The following is a 17,213-nucleotide window of genomic DNA, read 5'->3' on the forward strand; positions in this document are numbered from 1 at the left end:
CTCCCCGTAGGGCTTCAGCCACACGCTGACGCCGTCCACGCCTTCCGGTCTGTCGCCGGGATTATTCGCGTTTACAGTGATGCATCGTCCACCCGATGCGACCGGGGATCAAGTCCCCCCGGTCGCATCGGTTCCGTTGCCGGTCAGGCCAGTATCAGCCCCAGCACTTGGCGAGGCCTTCCTTGGTGTCGATGGACTTGACGCCCGTCGCCGGCTTGTCGGTGACGAGGTTGACGCCGGTGTCGAAGAAGTTCTTGCCCTCGGTCGGCTTCGGCTTGGTGCCGTCCTTGGCGAAAGCGGCGATCGCCTCGATGCCAAGTGCGGCCATCTGCAGCGGATATTGCTGCGAGGTGGCGCCGATGACGCCTTCGGCGACCGACTTCACGCCGGGGCAACCGCCGTCGACCGAGACGATCAGCACCTGGCTTTCGAGGCCGACAGCCTTGAGCGCCTGGTAGGCACCGACCGCGGCCGGCTCATTGATGGTGTGGATGACGGTGATGGTGTTGTCCTTCTGCAGAAGGTTTTCCATCGCCTTGCGGCCGCCTTCCTCGTTACCGTTCGTCACATCATGGCCAACGATGCGCGGATCGGTCTCATCGCCGATCTTGTTGGGGTCCTTCACGTCGATGCCGTAGCCCATCATGAAGCCCTGGTCGCGCAGAACGTCCACGGTCGGCTGCGAGGGTGTCAGGTCGAGGAAGCCGATCTTGGCGTCCTTGGCCTTGTCACCGAGCGTGGCGGCGGCCCAGGCGCCGATCAGCTTGCCGGCCTCCAGATTGTCGGTGGCGAAGGTCGCGTCGGCGGCGTCGATCGGATCGAGCGGCGTGTCCAGCGCAATCACCAGCAGGCCCGCATCGCGCGCCTTCTTCACCGTCGGTACGATGCCCTTGGTGTCGGACGCGGTGATCAAAATGCCCTTGGCGCCGTCGGCGATGCAGCTTTCGATCGCCGCCACCTGGCTCTCGCTGTCACCGTCGATCTTGCCCGCATAGGTCTTGAGATCGACACCAAGTTCCTTGGCCTTGGCGGTCGCGCCCTCCTTCATCTTGACGAAGAACGGATTGGTGTCGGTCTTGGTGATCAGGCAGGCGCCGACGCCGGCCGCGGACGCAGACGAAGCGAACGCCATCAGACCCAGCGCGGCCGCCGCGAAAACGGTGGACTTCAACAATTTTGTATTGGTCACGATTTCCTCCCAGTGGAACATTTTTCGAATGCCGGCCAACCGGCACCCGCACGGCATCCAGGCGACTTCTCCCAGCGCGGATGCTCCCTCAAGGAACACCACGCCAGCGCATCTGTCAATAATTAAATCACTCTTATTTATTATTGACAGCCTTGCGTCGTTCACTCATTCTGACCCAAAAGCATTGTAGGGAAACGACGGGAGGAACAGGGTGGAGACGGCCACTGCGAGGCATGGTTCGCCCGAAGCGACCGAGAGCCTTATTCACCGCGGCACCAACCAGAGTGGCATGCGCGACCACAACGAGCGCCTGGTGCTTTCGCTGGTGCGCCAGCACGGCAGTCTGGCGAAGTCCGACATTGCCCGCATGACCGGACTTTCGGCGCAGACGGTCTCGGTCATCATGCGCGAACTGGAGGAAGAAAGCCTGCTCGTGCGCCAGGCGCCGTTGCGCGGCAAGATCGGCCAGCCCTCGATCCCCATGGCACTCAACCCCGAAGGCGCCTTCTTCATCGGCCTCAAGATCGGCCGCCGCAGCGCCGAACTCGTGCTGATCGATTTCCTCGGACAGGTGCGCGCGATGCTGCAGCATTCCTACCGCTACCCTGCCCCACGCGAGACGGTCGAGTTCGTCACGTCAGGCATGAAGGCGATGCGCGGCGAGCTGACGCCGGCACAGGACAAGCGCATCGCCGGACTTGGCATCGCAATGCCGTTCGAGCTCTGGAACTGGGCCGACACCGCCGGCGCGCCGCGCGACGTGATGGACGAATGGCGCCATCGTGACATCAGGACCGACATCCAGGCGCAATGCGATTTTCCGGTCTATCTGCAGAACGATGCCACCTCCGCCTGCGGCGCCGAACTGGTCTTTGGCCAGACGGGCGCGGCGCGGGATTTCGTCTATTTCTATATCGGCGCCTTTGCCGGCGGCGGCATCGTGCTCAACGGCCGGCTGTTTGGCGGGCCGACGGGCAATGCCGGCGCGCTCGGCTCCATGCCTGTGCCGGGGCTGGATGGAAAACCGACCCAGCTGATCGACGTGGCCTCGATCGCCATGCTCGAAAAAACACTCAACGCGCGTGGCGTCGAGGCCTCTTATCTGTGGACCTCACCCGAGGATTGGGGGGAGATCGGCGCCGCGCTGGACGAGTGGATCGCCAGCGCCTCGCACGCGCTCGCTTACGCCATCGTGGCAGCGTCCTCGGTCATCGATTTCGAAGCCGCGGTGATCGACGGCTGGATGCCGAAGGCCGTGCGCCAGAGGCTTGTCGAGGCGGTCGTGACGGCAATCGGCGCGATCGACGGCGAAGGGCTGAAACTTCCGGCCGTCCGCGAGGGAAGCGTGGGTATCCATGCCCGGGCGCTCGGCGGCGCCAGCCTGCCGCTTTCCGAACGCTTCCTGATCGGTTCGACGACGATCTCCAGGGGCGCGTGAAATGCTGATCGGGATTCCGGCGCTGCTTGGTCCGGAGCTTCTGGCGACGTTGCGCGCCATGGGCCATGGTGACGAGATTGCCGTGGTCGACGGGAACTATCCGGCACAGGAGCAGGCAAGGCGCCTCATCAGGACCGATGGCCACGCCCTCATGCCCGTACTCGACGCGATACTGACGCTGCTTCCGGTCGACGATGTCGTGCCGGAGGCGCTGTTTCGCGCCTCGGTGAAAGGCGATCCGTCGCTTGCCGACCCCGTCCATCGTGAAATGGAGGCGATCTGCGCCAAACGCGCGCCTGGCCGCAAGGTGGTTGCACTGGCCGGCGCCGACTTCTATGCACGGGTCAAATCGGCGCATGCCATCGTCGCGACAAGCGAGCCGCGGCTTTACGCCAATATCATCATCCGCAAGGGCGTGATCTATCCGCCGGAGACCGAGAAGCCATGATCCTCTGCTGCGGCGAAGCCCTGATCGACATGCTGCCGCGCACCACTACGGAGAATGAGCCGGCTTTTGCCCCCTATGTCGGCGGCGCTGTCTTCAACACAGCGATCGCGCTCGGCCGCTTGGGCGCGCCGGCCGGCTTTTTCTCGGGCCTGTCGTCGGACCTGTTCGGCGGTCAGTTCAGGGACGCGTTGGGGGCGAGCAAGGTCAGTTCCACCTACGCGCACACCTCGCCCCGACCGACGACCCTAGCCTTCGTGCGGCTGAACAATGGCCAGGCGACCTACACCTTCTATGACGAGAACACGGCCGGGCGCATGCTGACCATCGAAGACCTGCCGCAACTCGGCAGCGAGATCGAGGCGATGCTGTTCGGCGCCATCAGCCTGATCTCGGAGCCGGCTGGGTCGGCCTATGAGGAATTCATGCAGCGCGAGCATGAGACCCGCGTGATGATGCTCGATCCCAACATCCGGCCGAACTTCATTCCCGACAAGGCCAAGCACCTCAGGCGCATCCGGGAGATGATGGCGATGGCCGACATCGTCAAACTGTCGGACGAAGACCTCCACTGGTTCGGCGAAGCCGGCTCGCACGAGGATGTCGTGCGCAATTGGCTCGACCGCGGCCCGAAGCTGATCGTCGTCACGCATGGCAGCGAGGGTGCCGTTGGCTACAGCAAACAGCATCGTGTCACCGTCATGCCGGAGACAGTGAAGGTGGTGGACACCGTCGGCGCCGGAGACACGTTCAACGCCGGCATCCTTGCCTCCCTGCATGAGCAAGGCCTGTTGACGAAGGCGGCGATTTCCAGCCTGTCCGAAGACGCCATCCGCAAAGCATTGGCGCTCGGCGCCAAGGCGGCGGCAGTGACAGTGTCACGAGCCGGCGCCAATCCCCCCTGGCGGCACGAGATCGGCTAATCGGCTCTCCAGCGCGATCACTTTATGTTTCCAGGCGCCGGAAAACCTCGATAAGAATGGGCTGAATTGCACCGCCAAGCCCGGATTCCCGGCTTTGTGGGACAATATGCCGGCAAAACGTGGTAACGGGCTGCGACACTTGCACCAAGTCCCCGATCCGCAGCTGGCTTTTTCAGCCGCGCCAAGTCTGGTACCAGCGGGCCGGTTATTGGCAGGTGTATTGAGGCCGACATGCAATTCATCGATCTTGGCGCGCAGCGCGAACGAATCCGCGATCGGCTGAAAGCCGCGATCGACCACGTGGTCGAGGATGGCCGCTACATCCTTGGCCCGCAGGTCGCCGAATTCGAGAAGAAGCTCGCCGCCTATGTCGGCGTCAAGCATGTGATTGCCTGCGCCAACGGCACCGACGCACTGCTTTTGCCGCTGTTCGCCGCCGGCATCGGTCCGGGTGACGCGGTGTTCGTGCCGAGCTTCACCTTCGCCGCCACGGCGGAAGTGGTGGCGCTGGCCAAGGCCGAGCCGGTTTTCGTCGATGTCGATCCGACAACCTACAACATCGACATCGCCAGCCTCGAGGCGGCGATCGCGGCCGTCAAGAAGGAAGGTCGACTGAAGCCGAAGGCGATCATCCCTGTCGACCTGTTCGGTCTTGCCGCCGACTATGAGGCGCTCATGACTATTGCCAATCGCGAAGGCTTATTGGTGATCGAGGACGCAGCCCAGTCCATGGGGGGCTCGCTCGAAGGCAGGATGTGCGGCGCGTTCGGCCATGTCGGCTCGACCAGCTTCTATCCGGCCAAGCCGCTCGGCTGCTATGGCGACGGCGGTGCGATGTTCACCAATGATGACGCGCTGGCCGACGCGCTCAGATCCTTCGCCTTCCATGGCAAGGGCGAGACGCAGTACGACAACATCCGCGTCGGCATCAATTCACGGCTCGACACGCTGCAGGCGGCGATCCTGCTCGAGAAGCTCGCCATCCTCGAGGAAGAGATGGTGGCGCGGCAGGTGGTGGCCCAACGCTACGCTGAAGGCCTCGGTGACATCGTCACCGCAGCCCGCAACCTGGATGGCAGCCGCTCGGCCTGGGCGCAATACGCGATCGAAACGCCGAAACGCGACGGGCTTAAGGCGCATTTGAGCGAAAAGGGCATTCCGTCCGTCATCTACTACGTCAAGCCGCTGCATGAGCAGATCGCCTATCGCGACTACCCGCGCACGCCGACCGGTCTTGCCGTTTCGGAGAACCTGCCGAAACGTATCCTGTGCCTGCCGATGCACCCCTATCTTAGCGAGGCAGACCAGGACAGGATCATCGAAACGATCCGCAATTATATCGGCTCGAACTCGGCGCAGGCCGCGGCCGAATAGGCGTCGGGCACGGATACCCGACCGACACCTCCTTGGCATAGGGCGACGACGGCGCAGGCCGTGCGCTTCGCCCGTTATTTTGAGAAGGCCGCCGCGTGTCTTGTGGTCCCGTCTTCCATTCCCGATCGGGTCATGGAACGGCACTGCACTATGCAGATCCCCGCCGCGAAGACCAAAGTGCCCAGCACCCATGACAACCAGATCCGATGGTCGACCGAGAGTTCGACGACAGCTATGATCAGGTAGCAGCTGGCTATGAAATGGCAGGGGCCGCTCAAACCGCCGATCATTCTTATGATCGCCGCCAGGAGCACCCCATACACGATGATGCCCAGCGCTCCCAGTTCGTACCACAAATCGAATACGATATTATGTGCGCTTGGGAGATCCGCCTGCGCATAATATGTCGGACTCACGACAACCCCGGCCGCGTTTCTCATCGTATTGGCGCCATGGCCGAGGATCGGCTGGTCCGCGATGCGGGGCGAAATCATCTGCCATAGATCAAGCCGCGCTGCGAAGGTTCCTGGATAGAAAACCAGCCATCCCGTTGTTTTGAGGTAGGCGAACAGCGGCGCGACGACGAAGGGGGCAATCAGGGCAAGAGACAAATAGACGGCGAAAAATCCAACCAAAACGTGCTGGCGGTATTTCGCGGGCATGACAAACATCACCGCCACGAGGACAATCGCCAGATTGACGCCGGTCGATTGGCCGTAGAGCAATGTCAGAACGGCAAAGAGAGCCGCAAGCCCTTTCCAGACCAGCCTCGGCTGGGCAAGAAATATGACGGCAAAAAAAGCTCCGTAAACCGTGATTTTGTGGAGGGTGAAAACGTTCTCCACAAAGCGTGGATCTTCGGTCAGAAACGCAAAATACAGTTCCCAGCCCATCACCGATACGACGCCGATCAACATGCCGGCCAATGACACCCACGCGAGCCGCTCGCGTTGAGCGCTCGCAAGCGCGAAGATGCCCTGGAACAGCAGGATAGCGGCGATCGAGTAGCCAAACACGTCCCTCGCCGCCATGAGAGAGCGGCTCGCATCGACCGACCACAGGGCGCTCGCAAGGACAAAGCCTGACAAGAGAGCGAGAGCAATTGCAAGGCCTGTCGTGCCTCTGCCAAAACGCGCACGCTTCGTCAAAAGGGCGAGAGCGCCCATGAGTGCCCCGACAAGCGCTAAGACCGTTGGGGACATTTCGACGAAGGCGAAAAGGGCGGGAGAGAGGGCGTAGAGGCCCAGCAACATCCTGAAGGCTATTTCATCACGATTGCTGGTCCATGCGGGAAAGCCGCCCAAAATGACGGCATGGCATTTCTGAAACAAGGACATTCACTTACCGACTCAGGGGACGTCGACAAAGGATAGGTCATCGACGAGGGCTTTTCACCTACGTTCGATACGTCCCTGGATTGCAGCCTCGCCGCTGGCGATGAAATGCGGATTGGCGAAGTCCGCGTCATCGGCCTGGTTGCGCTTGCCATAGGTCAAGGGCTTGCCGTCCAGCGTCCGCGTCGTGCCGCCGGCGGCACGCAGCACCGCGTCACCCGCAGCGGTGTCCCATTCCATGGTGCGACCGAACCGCGGATAAACATCCGCCTCGGCATTGGCGAGGAGGCAGAATTTCAGTGACGAACCGACCGAGACGATCTCGGCGGCACCAAGGTCGCGAATATAGGCTTCGGTTTCCGGCGTGTTGTGCGAGCGGCTGGCAACCACGGCCAGCGGCGTCGCGGCCGTTCTCACCGAAATCGGCCGGCGGGAAACGATCCGGTAGTCCTTATCGACTTCGAGGGCTTCCGCCCTGCCCGGCCGGCCGGAAAAAAACCGGCCGCTGCAGGGTGCGAAGACAACGCCGACTTCCGGCACACCATGGCGGACAAGCGCGATATTGACGGTGAAGTCGGTGCGCCGGTTGACGAATTCCTTGGTGCCATCAAGCGGATCAATGAGGAAGAAGGTCTCGCCAAGTTCGCCCGGCATGATGCCGGCCGCCGCTTCCTCCTCGGCCACGCACGGAATATCGGGGAATGCGGCGCGCAGGCCTGCAAGAATGATCTTCTCGCTCTCGCGGTCCGCCTCGGTGACCGGCGAGGCGTCCGACTTGCGGTCGACCGCGCACCCGGCGTGGAATACGCGCATCACCTCGCGCCCGGCCGCTAGCGCCAGCCGCTCGAAGATTTCAAGCATCGACGTGTCGTCAGATGCCGCCGCCATTGTCATATTGGTCTTCGGCAATGTCCCGCTCGTTCAGCCAGTGTTCCAGGGCATCTACCATCTCTTCAGCCGATCTGCCGAGCGTCTTCAGATGGATCTCCGGTTTCTCCGGTGCTTCGTAAGGCGAATCGACGCCGGTGAAATTCTTGATCTCGCCATTCAGCGCGCGGGCATAGAGGCCCTTCGGATCACGCCTGGCGCATTCCTCGAAAGGCGTATCGACAAACACCTCGATGAACTCGCCATCGGCCATCAATTCCCTGGCCATCCGCCGCTCGGCGCTGAACGGGGAAATGAAGGAGACAATGACGATCAGCCCGGCGTCGGCCATCAGCTTGGCCACTTCGGCGACGCGGCGAATGTTCTCGACGCGATCGGCATCGGTGAATCCAAGGTCGCGGTTGAGACCGTGGCGGACATTGTCGCCATCGAGAATGTAGGTATGACGCCCAGTAGCGAAAAGCTTCTTCTCGAACAGGTTGGCGATGGTCGACTTGCCGGAGCCCGAAAGCCCCGTGAACCAGAACACGGCGGGCCGCTGGTTTTTCATGTCGGAACGCACTCGCTTGCCGACATCGAGCGATTGCCAATGGATGTTTTCGGCGCGGCGCAGCGAGTGCACGATCATGCCTGCGCCAACCGTGGCGTTGCTGATGCGATCGATCAGGATAAAGGCGCCAGTGGTCCGGTTCTCGCCAAACGGATCGAAGGCAATCGGCGCCCGGGTCGAAATGTTGCAGATACCGACCTCGTTCATTTCAAGCGACTTGGCCGCCTCATGCGCAAAGTCGTTGACATTGATGCGGTACTTCAAGTCGGTGACGGTGGCGCTGGTCTGGTCGGTCTCGGTGCGCAGGATATAGGAACGGCCGGGCAGCAGCGCATGCTCGTCGAACCAGACGATGTTGGCGGCGAACTGGTCGGCGACCTGCGGCCGTGCGGACGGCGAAACCAGCATGTTGCCCCTGGAAACCTCGACCTCGTCGTCGAGAACGAGCGTTATGGCCTGGCCGGCCACCGCCTGTTTGAGATCGCCGCCATAGGCGACGATGCGTTTGACATGCGAGGACTTGCCCGATTTGGCGACCACGACCTCGTCGCCTTGCGCAATAATACCCGACGCGATGGTGCCGGCAAAACCGCGAAAATCGAGATTGGGACGATTGACGTACTGAACCGGAAAGCGGAACGGCAGCTCGGCCGTGGCTTCGTCGACGGAGACGGTTTCGAGATGCTCGATCAATGTCGGGCCGGAATACCAATGCGTGTTTTCGGAGCGGCCGCTGACATTGTCGCCGTAGCGGGCCGACATCGGAATCGGCGCGATGGTCTGGAAGCCGAGATCGCGTGAGAACTGCCGGTAGTCCTCGACGATCCTGTTGAAGACCGCCTGATCAAAGCCGACGAGATCGATCTTGTTGACCGCCAGCACGATGTGGCGGATGCCGAGCAGCGAGGCAATGATCGAATGGCGCCGCGTCTGGCGCAGCACCCCCTGCCGGGCATCGATCAGCACGATCGCCAAGTCGGCGGTCGAAGCGCCTGTCGCCATGTTGCGGGTATATTGCTCGTGGCCGGGCGTGTCGGCGACGATGAACTTGCGCTTCGGCGTGGCAAAGAAGCGGTAGGCGACGTCGATGGTAATGCCTTGCTCGCGCTCCGCCTCGAGGCCGTCGACCAACAGCGCGAAGTCGACGTCGTCGCCCGTCGTGCCATGCTTGCGCGAATCGCGTTCGAGCGCGGCGAGCTGGTCCTCGAAAATCTGCTTGGTGTCGGAGAGCAGGCGTCCGATCAACGTCGACTTGCCATCATCCACCGAACCGCAGGTCAGGAAGCGCAGCAGCGACTTCTTCTCCTGCGCGGCCAGATAATCGCGGACGCCGTCCGTTGGAGCGAGGCTCTTTGCCATGATGTGGCGCATGGTCAGAAATACCCCTCGCGCTTCTTCTTTTCCATCGAACCGGCTTCATCGCGGTCGATCAACCGACCCTGCCGTTCGGAGGTGCGTGCCGTCAGCATCTCGCCAACGATGGCTTCAAGTGTGTCGGCGTCGGATTCGATGGCGCCGGTCAGCGGATAGCAGCCAAGCGTACGGAATCGCACTAACCTGTCCTCCACGACCTCGCCGGGCAGTAGCTTCATGCGATCATCATCCTTGAGGATCAGCATGCCATCGCGTTCGACAACCGGCCGCCGCTTGGCGAAATAGAGCGGCACGATCGGGATGTTTTCCTGCAGAATGTACTGCCAGATGTCGAGCTCGGTCCAGTTCGACAGCGGGAAGACGCGGATCGATTCACCCTGCGCGATACGTGTGTTGAAGATCTTCCACATTTCGGGCCGCTGGTTCTTCGGATCCCACACATGCTGGGCATTGCGGAAAGAGAAGATGCGCTCCTTGGCGCGCGACTTTTCTTCGTCGCGACGGGCGCCGCCAAAGGCAGCGTCGAAGCCGTATTTGTCGAGCGCCTGGCGCAGCGCTACGGTTTTCATCACGTGAGTGTGGGTGTTCGAGCCGTGATCGAACGGATTGATGTTGTCGCGCACGCCATCTTCGTTGACATGAACCAGAAGGTCGAAACCCAGCTTCTTCGCCATCTGATCGCGAAATGCGATCATCTCGCGAAATTTCCAGGTGGTGTCGACGTGAAGAAAGGGGAATGGCGGCTTGGCCGGATAGAACGCCTTCATCGCCAGATGCATCAGCACCGACGAATCCTTGCCGACGGAATAGAGCATGACCGGCTTGGTGAAGGCTGCCGCGACCTCGCGGAATATGTGAATGGACTCGGCTTCAAGCCGCTGCAGATGCGTAAGCGCTGGTATCATGGACCGTGAGCGTTCTCTCATGCCTTGCAACAGAAGATCCTGCGTCAAATCATCGAGCCTTTTGCGCCCGGTTCAAAGCTTCGCTTCTGGACAAGTGTTTCGTGCGGGCGTTCTAGCAGATCGTCGCGGCCCAGAACAATGCAAGACGAGCCCGACAGCCATTCGTTCGGGAATGAATTTTCCACGCTTGCGACAGAACCCGGAAATTTCTGCTTGGAGAGCCTCCCGCCGGGGAAAGGCTGAAAAAATATTGCCTGCGAGAGCGAGCCGGGGATGCTGCAGGGTCAACCGGTGCCGACCGCAGGTTTCAGCGGCAATCGATCAGGGCGCACTATCGAAACAGCGGCCCAGCCGCTATACGCTTTTTGAGGGCGGGCAAGATGCATTATGAATGGGCAATTTCGAGGTGAGCATGTTGGGATTTCACCGAACACGATGTGCCGCATAAATTTTCTCGAGGATAGCGGGTCCGAAAATTGAACCGGCTTTCATTCATAAGACAGCAAATCACGCCTTCGCGGATCAATGTCTACTTCTCCATTCTCTGCTTCTTTTCTCCCCCGGTCCTGGGATCGGCGGTCAGCTTCGTGTTCAACGGCGGCGGACTATGGTCCGTCCTGTTAATCGTCTTGAAGAGAAGGCACTTCAATGTCGACCGGGCGATGATGGCGCTGACGATCGCGATCTACGCCTATTGCGCAAGCAATGTCCTGGCGTCCATCGTCAACCACGCGATCGTCAAGGACGCACGGCATCTTGTCCCGCTGATCACCTTTCTGTTTTTTCCCATTTCCTATTCGACCTGGAGCACTACGCAAAAAACAACGCTCGTCCGCATCATTGTGTTGGCCAGCATGGCGGCTTGTTTCGGAGCGCTGCTGCTGGCGGTTTATCAGCAATATCGACTTGGTATGCGCGCCGAGGGTGGGGCGGGGAATGCGATCGTTTTTGCTGAGGTCCTCTGCCTTGCGGTGGTGATCTGCGTGGCCGCTGCCCTATCCGGTATAGAGAAATACAGGATCGCCCTCGCCTGCGCCGCACTCGGCGGAACGATCGCCATCATCTACTCCGGTACGCGCATCGTCTGGCTGGCACTGCTGATTGCCGGTGTCGCCGTTCTGTTGATCAACCAGCGGAAGCTAAGAGGGAGAGATGCCGTTCGCGTGCTTTTGCTGCTGGCCGCGATTGCGGTCGCTATCGCGTTTTTCGGGTTCCAGACGATAGCGGGGCGCGTCGCATTTCTGCACTCCGACTGGGATGCGCTGGCGGCCCATGGTGACCACACGACTGCTTTGGGACTACGCGTCGCGCTTTGGGATATCGGCCTGAAGGCATTTCATGAGATGCCATTGTTTGGACATGGGGTGGGTGCCACCCGGCTCTTGATCAAGCAGGGCTTTCAGGATCAGTTCGGGATGGATGCAGGTTTCAGTCATTTCCACAACGGCTTCCTGACCGCCTTGGTACAAGCGGGAATCTTGGGTGCGGTGACGCTGGCGGCGATCTTTGTGGCTGCCGTTAGAAATGCAGCCCTGGTCCTCCGTGACAGCACCGATCCGATCGAACGGTTCGGCGCCACCATGATCGTCGCCGTCGTGATCACCTACCTGACTGCCGGCATGACGGGCATCCTGATCGGCCATGACATTCTTGACTCGGTCTTTATGGTCTTCCTGGTGTCGGGAACATATCTTGCCTGTGGCCGCCAGGCCGCGTTGGTGGAAAGGCAAGCCCTTCCACCAGTGGTGGGAGCCCAGGCGACGTCACCACCGAAAAGCCAAACCGTTCCACTGGTGACGGAAGCCATTCCATCAGACCTGGCACCTCCGCCAGCCGCCCGATAGCCGGTCCTGGCAAGACAATGAAAGTCCTGGTTACGGGCGCGACGGGTTTCATCGGCCGCCAGGTGGTCCATCGGCTTCGTGAGGCCGGTGTCGAACTTCGCCTTGCCTCCCGTCAGCCGGAGAGACTTGATGCCGGGCCCGACACGATGCAGATGCCGGGGTACGATGCACCTGCCGAGGCTTTCCTGGCGCTGACCAGGGATGTTACGGATGTCGTCCATTGCGCGGGTCTGAACAATGATCAGGGCAATGCCGCCGAAACTGATTTTCGGGCAGCCAATGCGCAATTGAGCGCACGTCTGGCGCATGCCGCCGCCACGCAGGCAAGCGGACGGTTCATCCATCTTTCCTCGATCCGGGCCGTGATCGGCGCGCGTGCCAGCGCAACGATCGACGAAAACACGATCCCGGACCCGCAAGACGCCTACGGGCGCTCGAAACGCGAAGCAGAAATTGCCGTGTTGGGCGCCTATGCCTCGCATGGCCGTGCCGACGCGGCCATATTGCGGCTGCCTTCAGTCTACGGGATCGGCATGAAAGGAAACCTGGCGACGCTGATGCGGCTCGCCGATACGGCTCTGCCGATGCCGACAGGCGCATTGACGGCGAACCGTTCGCTGCTGTCATCGCAATCCGCGGCACGGGCGGTGTGGCATCTGCTTTGCCATTCCGAGCCACTTCATCCGACCTATCTCGCCAGCGACGAGCCGCCGGTGTCCGTCGCTGCCGTCATCGGTGCCTTTCGCCGCGGCTTGGGGAGGCCGACGCGCCTGATGACCGTGCCGGCTGGACCGATGCGGACAGCCGCCACACTGCTTGGCAAGCGGATGTTCTGGGACAGCCTGACGGCGACGCAAATATGCGACCCGTCGCTGCTTGTCTCGGAAGGCTGGGCGCCGGAACCCAGCACGCTGGAGCGGCTGACCGAGATAGCGCGGCTCCGAAACCCCCGACGTCCTGTTTGATGCCGGCCCAAAGACAGGTTTCCGCTTCTGGAGCGGGGCTGCTCAGCCGCGATAAAGTGTTCCAAACAGGATCCGAAGGTCGAGCCAGAACGACGCGCTCCTGAGATAGGTGGCATCGGTTTCGGCCAGAAGTTGCGGGTTCGACATGTCGATGCCCCTGATCTGGGCCAAGCCTGTCATCCCGGGCAAAGCCTGCAAAACGCCCAGCCGCCTGCGGCATTCGATCAGTTCCGTCTGGGTCGGCAGGCAAGGACGCGGCCCGACCAGGCTCATTTCGCCGCGCAGGACATTCCACAGCTGCGGCAACTCGTCGAGCTTGAATTTCCGCAAGCCCCTTCCAACCGATGTCACGGCGCTCACCGGGGTCTCATGCGAGGGCAAGGACGGCGTTCCCTGGTACATCGTCCGCAACTTGTGGCAGCGAAAAAGCACACCTTCGCGGCCAATCCGCGTTTGTGAAAAAATCACCGGACCGGGCGAGGATACTCGGACGGCAACAATGGCCAGCAATAGAATGGGAGAGGTTGCCACCAGCAGCACAGCCGCACCGGCGAGATCGAAGATTTTCTTGGCTGTCTTCATGTGGCCGATAGGGCTCCCTGCCAGGGCTCTACGCGATAACCGCCATCGATGCCCGTCAATCCGGCCGGCGTAGCACGAGGTCGCCTTCCCAACCAAGCGCGCCGCGCGGTCCGCGATTTCAGATACGACCCAGGACAAAGGCGAGGTAGAGCCCAAGGGTGCCGGCAAAAGTCTGTCGATAGACGCCGCTTTTGCGCAGGGCGCCCAGGCGTTGGAAAAGGGAACCTCGCCGACCGTTCGCGAACAGGTCGAGGCACGCCACCGCATCCTTCGTAAGGAGATCGCGATTGACGGCAAGGCCGGCAAGATTGAGATCGGTCCAGTCCGCGAACTGGCCCTTGAACAGGCGACCCAGCCGCGAGATCCGCGCCTGCCATGATGCATTGGCGCCGACCAGATTTGCCGCATGCTGGCGGTAGCGTACCAATGGCCGCGGATCGTAGCGGACGACCCCGCCGGCACCGGTGACGATCAGATAGGCCCACCAATCGTGGCTGACGAAACCGGTGCGCGCGGAGGCCTTGGCCAGCAGATCGCGCGCCGCGCGGTTGAGCAGCATGGTGTTGCCGCCGGCGATACTCTGCACCAGCGCATTGCGGAACGACGGCGGACGGCTAAACAGCGGCGAATGGCCGACCAGGCGTCCGGTTTCGGTCATGGTCGCGGTTCGCGAGCAGAACATCAGCGGAATGTCCGCATCAAATGCCTGCATCCAGCCAAGGGCGCTTTCAAGCCTGTCGGGCTCCCAGACATCGTCCTGATCGCAGAAGGCGTAACAATCCGCGTCGATGCTCGGGTCCAGGATCATCGACCGGAAATTGGCGGCAAAGCCTTGCCGCGGCCCCTCCACCAGATTTATCCGACCTTTTGTCCAGCGGGGCTTCCAGGCTTCGATGACGACAACCGTGCCATCGACGGAGCCGTCGTCGGATATCCAGAGGTCGATCAGAGGATGGGACTGGGCGAGCAGCGACTGCACCTGCTCGTCGATAAAGGCGGCGCCGTCCTTCGTGCCCATCAGGACCGCAATGCGCAGATCTGTCTTACCCACTGATGTCAAACGCCTTGCCGCGCGAGGAAAAACCGCTGCGCACTTTTCCTGGAATTGCTCATCCTTGCCTTCACGCAATTCCGGACGGAAAACCGCTGCGCACTTTTCCTGGAATTGCTCATCCTTGCCTTTACGCAATTCCGGACGGAAAACCGCTGCGCACTTTTCTTGGAATTGCTTTAGCTCGCCTGCCCGGCCGTTTTCGGGACCGCGCCCTGCCGCGCGTTCGCCCGTGTCTTCGTCCTGCGGTCGAGATCGGCCAGGATGGTGAGCGAGGCTGCCTTGTCCTGGGCCTTCATGGATTGCTGCAGCGCCGCAAGTGCTGCCTGGACATCCGACCACAGTGCGACATCGGTGCTCAGGCCGAAGATCTTGGCAATGCTGAGTTCGACCAGTTCCTCATCCTCGCCGTGCAGCGTCTCGTGGAGCTTTTCGCCCGGGCGGATGCCCGTGAAGCGGATTGGAATATCCGTATAGGGGCTTTTTCCCGCCATGCGGATCATCGTCTCGGCCACTTCGACGATCGGCACGGGCTTGCCCATGTCGAGCATGTAGACGGCGTAGTCCTGGCCGGCCGGCCGCGAGGCGGCATCGGCCGCCGACATGATGACGAGATCGACGGCTTCGGCGACGGTCATGAAATAGCGCGTCATGCGCCGGTCGGTTATGGTGACCGGCCCGCCGGCCTCGATCTGCGCCTGGAATATGGTCGCCACCGAGCCATTGCTGCCGAAGACGTTGCCGAAGCGCACCGCGATGAACTTGGTGGCGGCGCGGCGGCCGCCCGGTTCGCCGGCCGGTGTCCCGTGCAGCGCGCTGACGATCTGTTCGGCGGCCCGCTTGGTCATGCCGAGCACGGAGGTCGGATCGACGGCCTTGTCGCTCGAGACCATTACGAATTGCGCCACTCCGCATTTGGCGGCGACCTCGGCGCAGACAAGCGTGCCAAAGACGTTGGTCTGGATGGCCGATTCCCAGTTCTCCTCCAGCAGCGGAACATGCTTCAAGGCCGCGGCATGGAAGATGATGTCGGGTTTGAACTCGGTGACGACGCGCGTCATCTGGCGCCGGTCCGCGACATCGACGATGCGAACCTTGAGGCGCTCATGGTGCTTCTCGTCGACATACTGGCTCAACTGGAAGATGCCGAATTCGGAATTGTCGGCGACCAGCACGGCCTCGGCTCCAAGCTCCAGCGACCGCTTGACCAGCGTTCGCCCGATGGAGCCGGCGCCTCCCGTGACCAGGACGCGCTTGCCGCCGACGAAGGCGCCGATGCGCTCGATGTCGGATGGCACAGTCGGGCGGCGCAGGATCGTTTCCATCTCGACGGCGTCGAGAACGAGCTTTCCCTCCTGGCCGACCTGCGAAAGCCCCGCGAACTGCACGACCGCTATGTCGGCGTGACGCGCGACGCGGACCAGCTCCGAATATTCCTCGATCTCATGCTCGGCGCCACTGCCGAAGATCAGCAGATCGAGGCTTTTGCTGCCGGTCGCATAGTCTTCCAGGACATCGAGCAGGCGCGGCCGGGTCGCCACCACCGGGACCCCTTGAATGCGCGTGCCCAGCGGTGCGCCATGCTCGGTGGCCATGATGCCGGCTATGGTATGGTCGGGGGGTTGCGCCGTGCGCGTGAAACGAATGATCAGGTCGGCCTCGCCGAGCCGGCCGACGAACAGGGCCTGCTTGGTGCGCGCCGTGTCGGCCTTGCCGCTGAGAACACCCCAGCTCGCGCCGTCACGCAGGAAGCGGTAGAACAGCCGGGGCGCCGAGATGATGGTGAAGGAGACGAGCAGGAAGACGATGAACTGGCGCTCGTTGAGCCCCGCGACAGGCTCAAAGGAACGCACGACCAGCGAAACGGCGTAGAGCACGAATGTCAGGATCGCGCAGCTCTTCAGGATGTTGAAGAAATCAGGCGTCGAGGCGAAGCGCCAGACGGTGGTGTAGAGGCCGCAATATCTGAACAGAAGATGGCTGATGAGCACGATGCCGGCCCAGGTGACAAGGCCCTCCGTGGAGAGCGCGCCGAACGAAAGATCCGACCGCGACAGGACGAGGCTGAGCGCAACGGCGACCAGGACCATGACCACATCCTGGACCATGATGAAGGCGCGCCGAATCTGTGGCCTGAGCCCGAACACAGCTTCCAGGAAAGTATCCATTAGGCAGTACTAAACTCCAGGCTGTCGGCATGACTGCCAGCAAAGTGCGTGAGCACGAGAATCATTCGCGACCATCACACTTCCCAGCGGCATCTCCGCCCCCGCCGTGCTGTATCGCATACTGCGGGCCGCGAGGCATAGCCAGATGTTTTTTTGGGTCTGCGCAAATGCTGTGAGCAGCAG

General features: G+C 61.8%; 14 protein-coding genes. 6 read left to right on the forward strand and 8 right to left on the reverse strand.

Annotation, left to right across the window (positions count from 1 at the left end; all coding sequences use genetic code 11):
• Positions 1-154: 154 nt before the first annotated feature.
• On the reverse strand, positions 155-1,210 hold the full coding sequence (locus LB524_RS10775; protein ID WP_411908817.1) for a sugar ABC transporter substrate-binding protein: 1,056 nt from the start codon (positions 1,208-1,210) through the stop codon (positions 155-157).
• Positions 1,211-1,400: 190 nt separating this feature from the next.
• Between LB524_RS10775 and LB524_RS10780 the strand changes: the two genes are divergently transcribed.
• The 4 genes from LB524_RS10780 to LB524_RS10795 all read left to right on the forward strand — a co-directional run bounded on the left by LB524_RS10780 (position 1,401) and on the right by LB524_RS10795 (position 5,369).
• A complete protein-coding gene (locus LB524_RS10780) occupies positions 1,401-2,627 on the forward strand; it encodes an ROK family protein (protein ID WP_224525934.1) in 1,227 nt (408 codons plus the stop codon).
• A gap of 1 nt (position 2,628) precedes the next feature.
• A complete protein-coding gene (locus tag LB524_RS10785; RefSeq protein WP_015318696.1) occupies positions 2,629-3,075 on the forward strand; it encodes an RbsD/FucU family protein in 447 nt (148 codons plus the stop codon).
• Complete coding sequence (locus LB524_RS10790; protein ID WP_140618637.1) at positions 3,072-3,995, forward strand: carbohydrate kinase family protein; 924 nt, start codon at positions 3,072-3,074, stop codon at positions 3,993-3,995. Before LB524_RS10785 ends, LB524_RS10790 begins: the two co-directional genes overlap by 4 nt.
• A 231-nt stretch (positions 3,996-4,226) precedes the next feature.
• Positions 4,227-5,369 (forward strand): DegT/DnrJ/EryC1/StrS family aminotransferase, encoded by a 1,143-nt coding sequence (locus tag LB524_RS10795; RefSeq protein WP_140663210.1) that lies wholly within the window; start codon positions 4,227-4,229, stop codon positions 5,367-5,369.
• A 74-nt stretch (positions 5,370-5,443) separates the two neighbouring features.
• Here the strand turns inward: LB524_RS10795 and LB524_RS10800 are convergent, their stop codons facing one another.
• Genes LB524_RS10800 through cysD form a run of 4 tightly spaced genes read right to left on the reverse strand, consistent with a single transcriptional unit; the run spans position 5,444 to position 10,420 of the window.
• Positions 5,444-6,706 (reverse strand): O-antigen ligase family protein, encoded by a 1,263-nt coding sequence (locus tag LB524_RS10800; protein ID WP_224525936.1) that lies wholly within the window; start codon positions 6,704-6,706, stop codon positions 5,444-5,446.
• Positions 6,707-6,760: 54 nt separating this feature from the next.
• The gene (gene cysQ / locus LB524_RS10805; RefSeq protein WP_181171104.1) at positions 6,761-7,564 is read right to left on the reverse strand and encodes a 3'(2'),5'-bisphosphate nucleotidase CysQ; all 804 of its coding nucleotides are present in this window, start codon (positions 7,562-7,564) and stop codon (positions 6,761-6,763) included.
• Positions 7,565-7,574: 10 nt separating this feature from the next.
• Positions 7,575-9,512, reverse strand: a complete 1,938-nt coding sequence (cysN, locus tag LB524_RS10810) for a sulfate adenylyltransferase subunit CysN (protein WP_181171106.1) — start codon at positions 9,510-9,512, stop codon at positions 7,575-7,577.
• 2 nt (positions 9,513-9,514) lie between these two features.
• On the reverse strand, positions 9,515-10,420 hold the full coding sequence (cysD, locus tag LB524_RS10815; protein ID WP_015318702.1) for a sulfate adenylyltransferase subunit CysD: 906 nt from the start codon (positions 10,418-10,420) through the stop codon (positions 9,515-9,517).
• 476 nt (positions 10,421-10,896) lie between these two features.
• Here cysD and LB524_RS10820 point away from each other — a divergent pair, with 476 nt between their 5' ends.
• A complete protein-coding gene (locus LB524_RS10820; RefSeq protein WP_224525937.1) occupies positions 10,897-12,264 on the forward strand; it encodes an O-antigen ligase family protein in 1,368 nt (455 codons plus the stop codon).
• A 17-nt stretch (positions 12,265-12,281) separates the two neighbouring features.
• Positions 12,282-13,229 carry an NAD-dependent epimerase/dehydratase family protein gene (locus LB524_RS10825; RefSeq protein ID WP_224525939.1) on the forward strand — a complete coding sequence of 316 codons (948 nt, stop codon included), beginning with the start codon at positions 12,282-12,284 and terminating at the stop codon, positions 13,227-13,229.
• 42 nt (positions 13,230-13,271) lie between these two features.
• Here the strand turns inward: LB524_RS10825 and LB524_RS10830 are convergent, their stop codons facing one another.
• The 3 genes from LB524_RS10830 to LB524_RS10840 all read right to left on the reverse strand — a co-directional run bounded on the left by LB524_RS10830 (position 13,272) and on the right by LB524_RS10840 (position 17,030).
• Entirely contained in the window at positions 13,272-13,811 is a 540-nt protein-coding gene (locus LB524_RS10830) for a sugar transferase (protein WP_015318705.1), read from the reverse strand.
• A 118-nt stretch (positions 13,812-13,929) separates the two neighbouring features.
• Positions 13,930-14,829: a glycosyltransferase family 2 protein gene (locus LB524_RS10835; RefSeq protein WP_224526106.1), complete on the reverse strand. Its 900-nt coding sequence runs from the start codon at positions 14,827-14,829 to the stop codon at positions 13,930-13,932.
• A gap of 212 nt (positions 14,830-15,041) precedes the next feature.
• Positions 15,042-17,030 carry a UDP-N-acetylglucosamine 4,6-dehydratase gene (locus tag LB524_RS10840; protein WP_224525943.1) on the reverse strand — a complete coding sequence of 663 codons (1,989 nt, stop codon included), beginning with the start codon at positions 17,028-17,030 and terminating at the stop codon, positions 15,042-15,044.
• Positions 17,031-17,213: the final 183 nt, after the last annotated feature.

It is taken from the genome of Mesorhizobium sp. ESP6-5 (assembly GCF_020164695.1).
GTDB classification, from domain to species: Bacteria; Pseudomonadota; Alphaproteobacteria; order Rhizobiales; family Rhizobiaceae; genus Mesorhizobium; species Mesorhizobium australicum.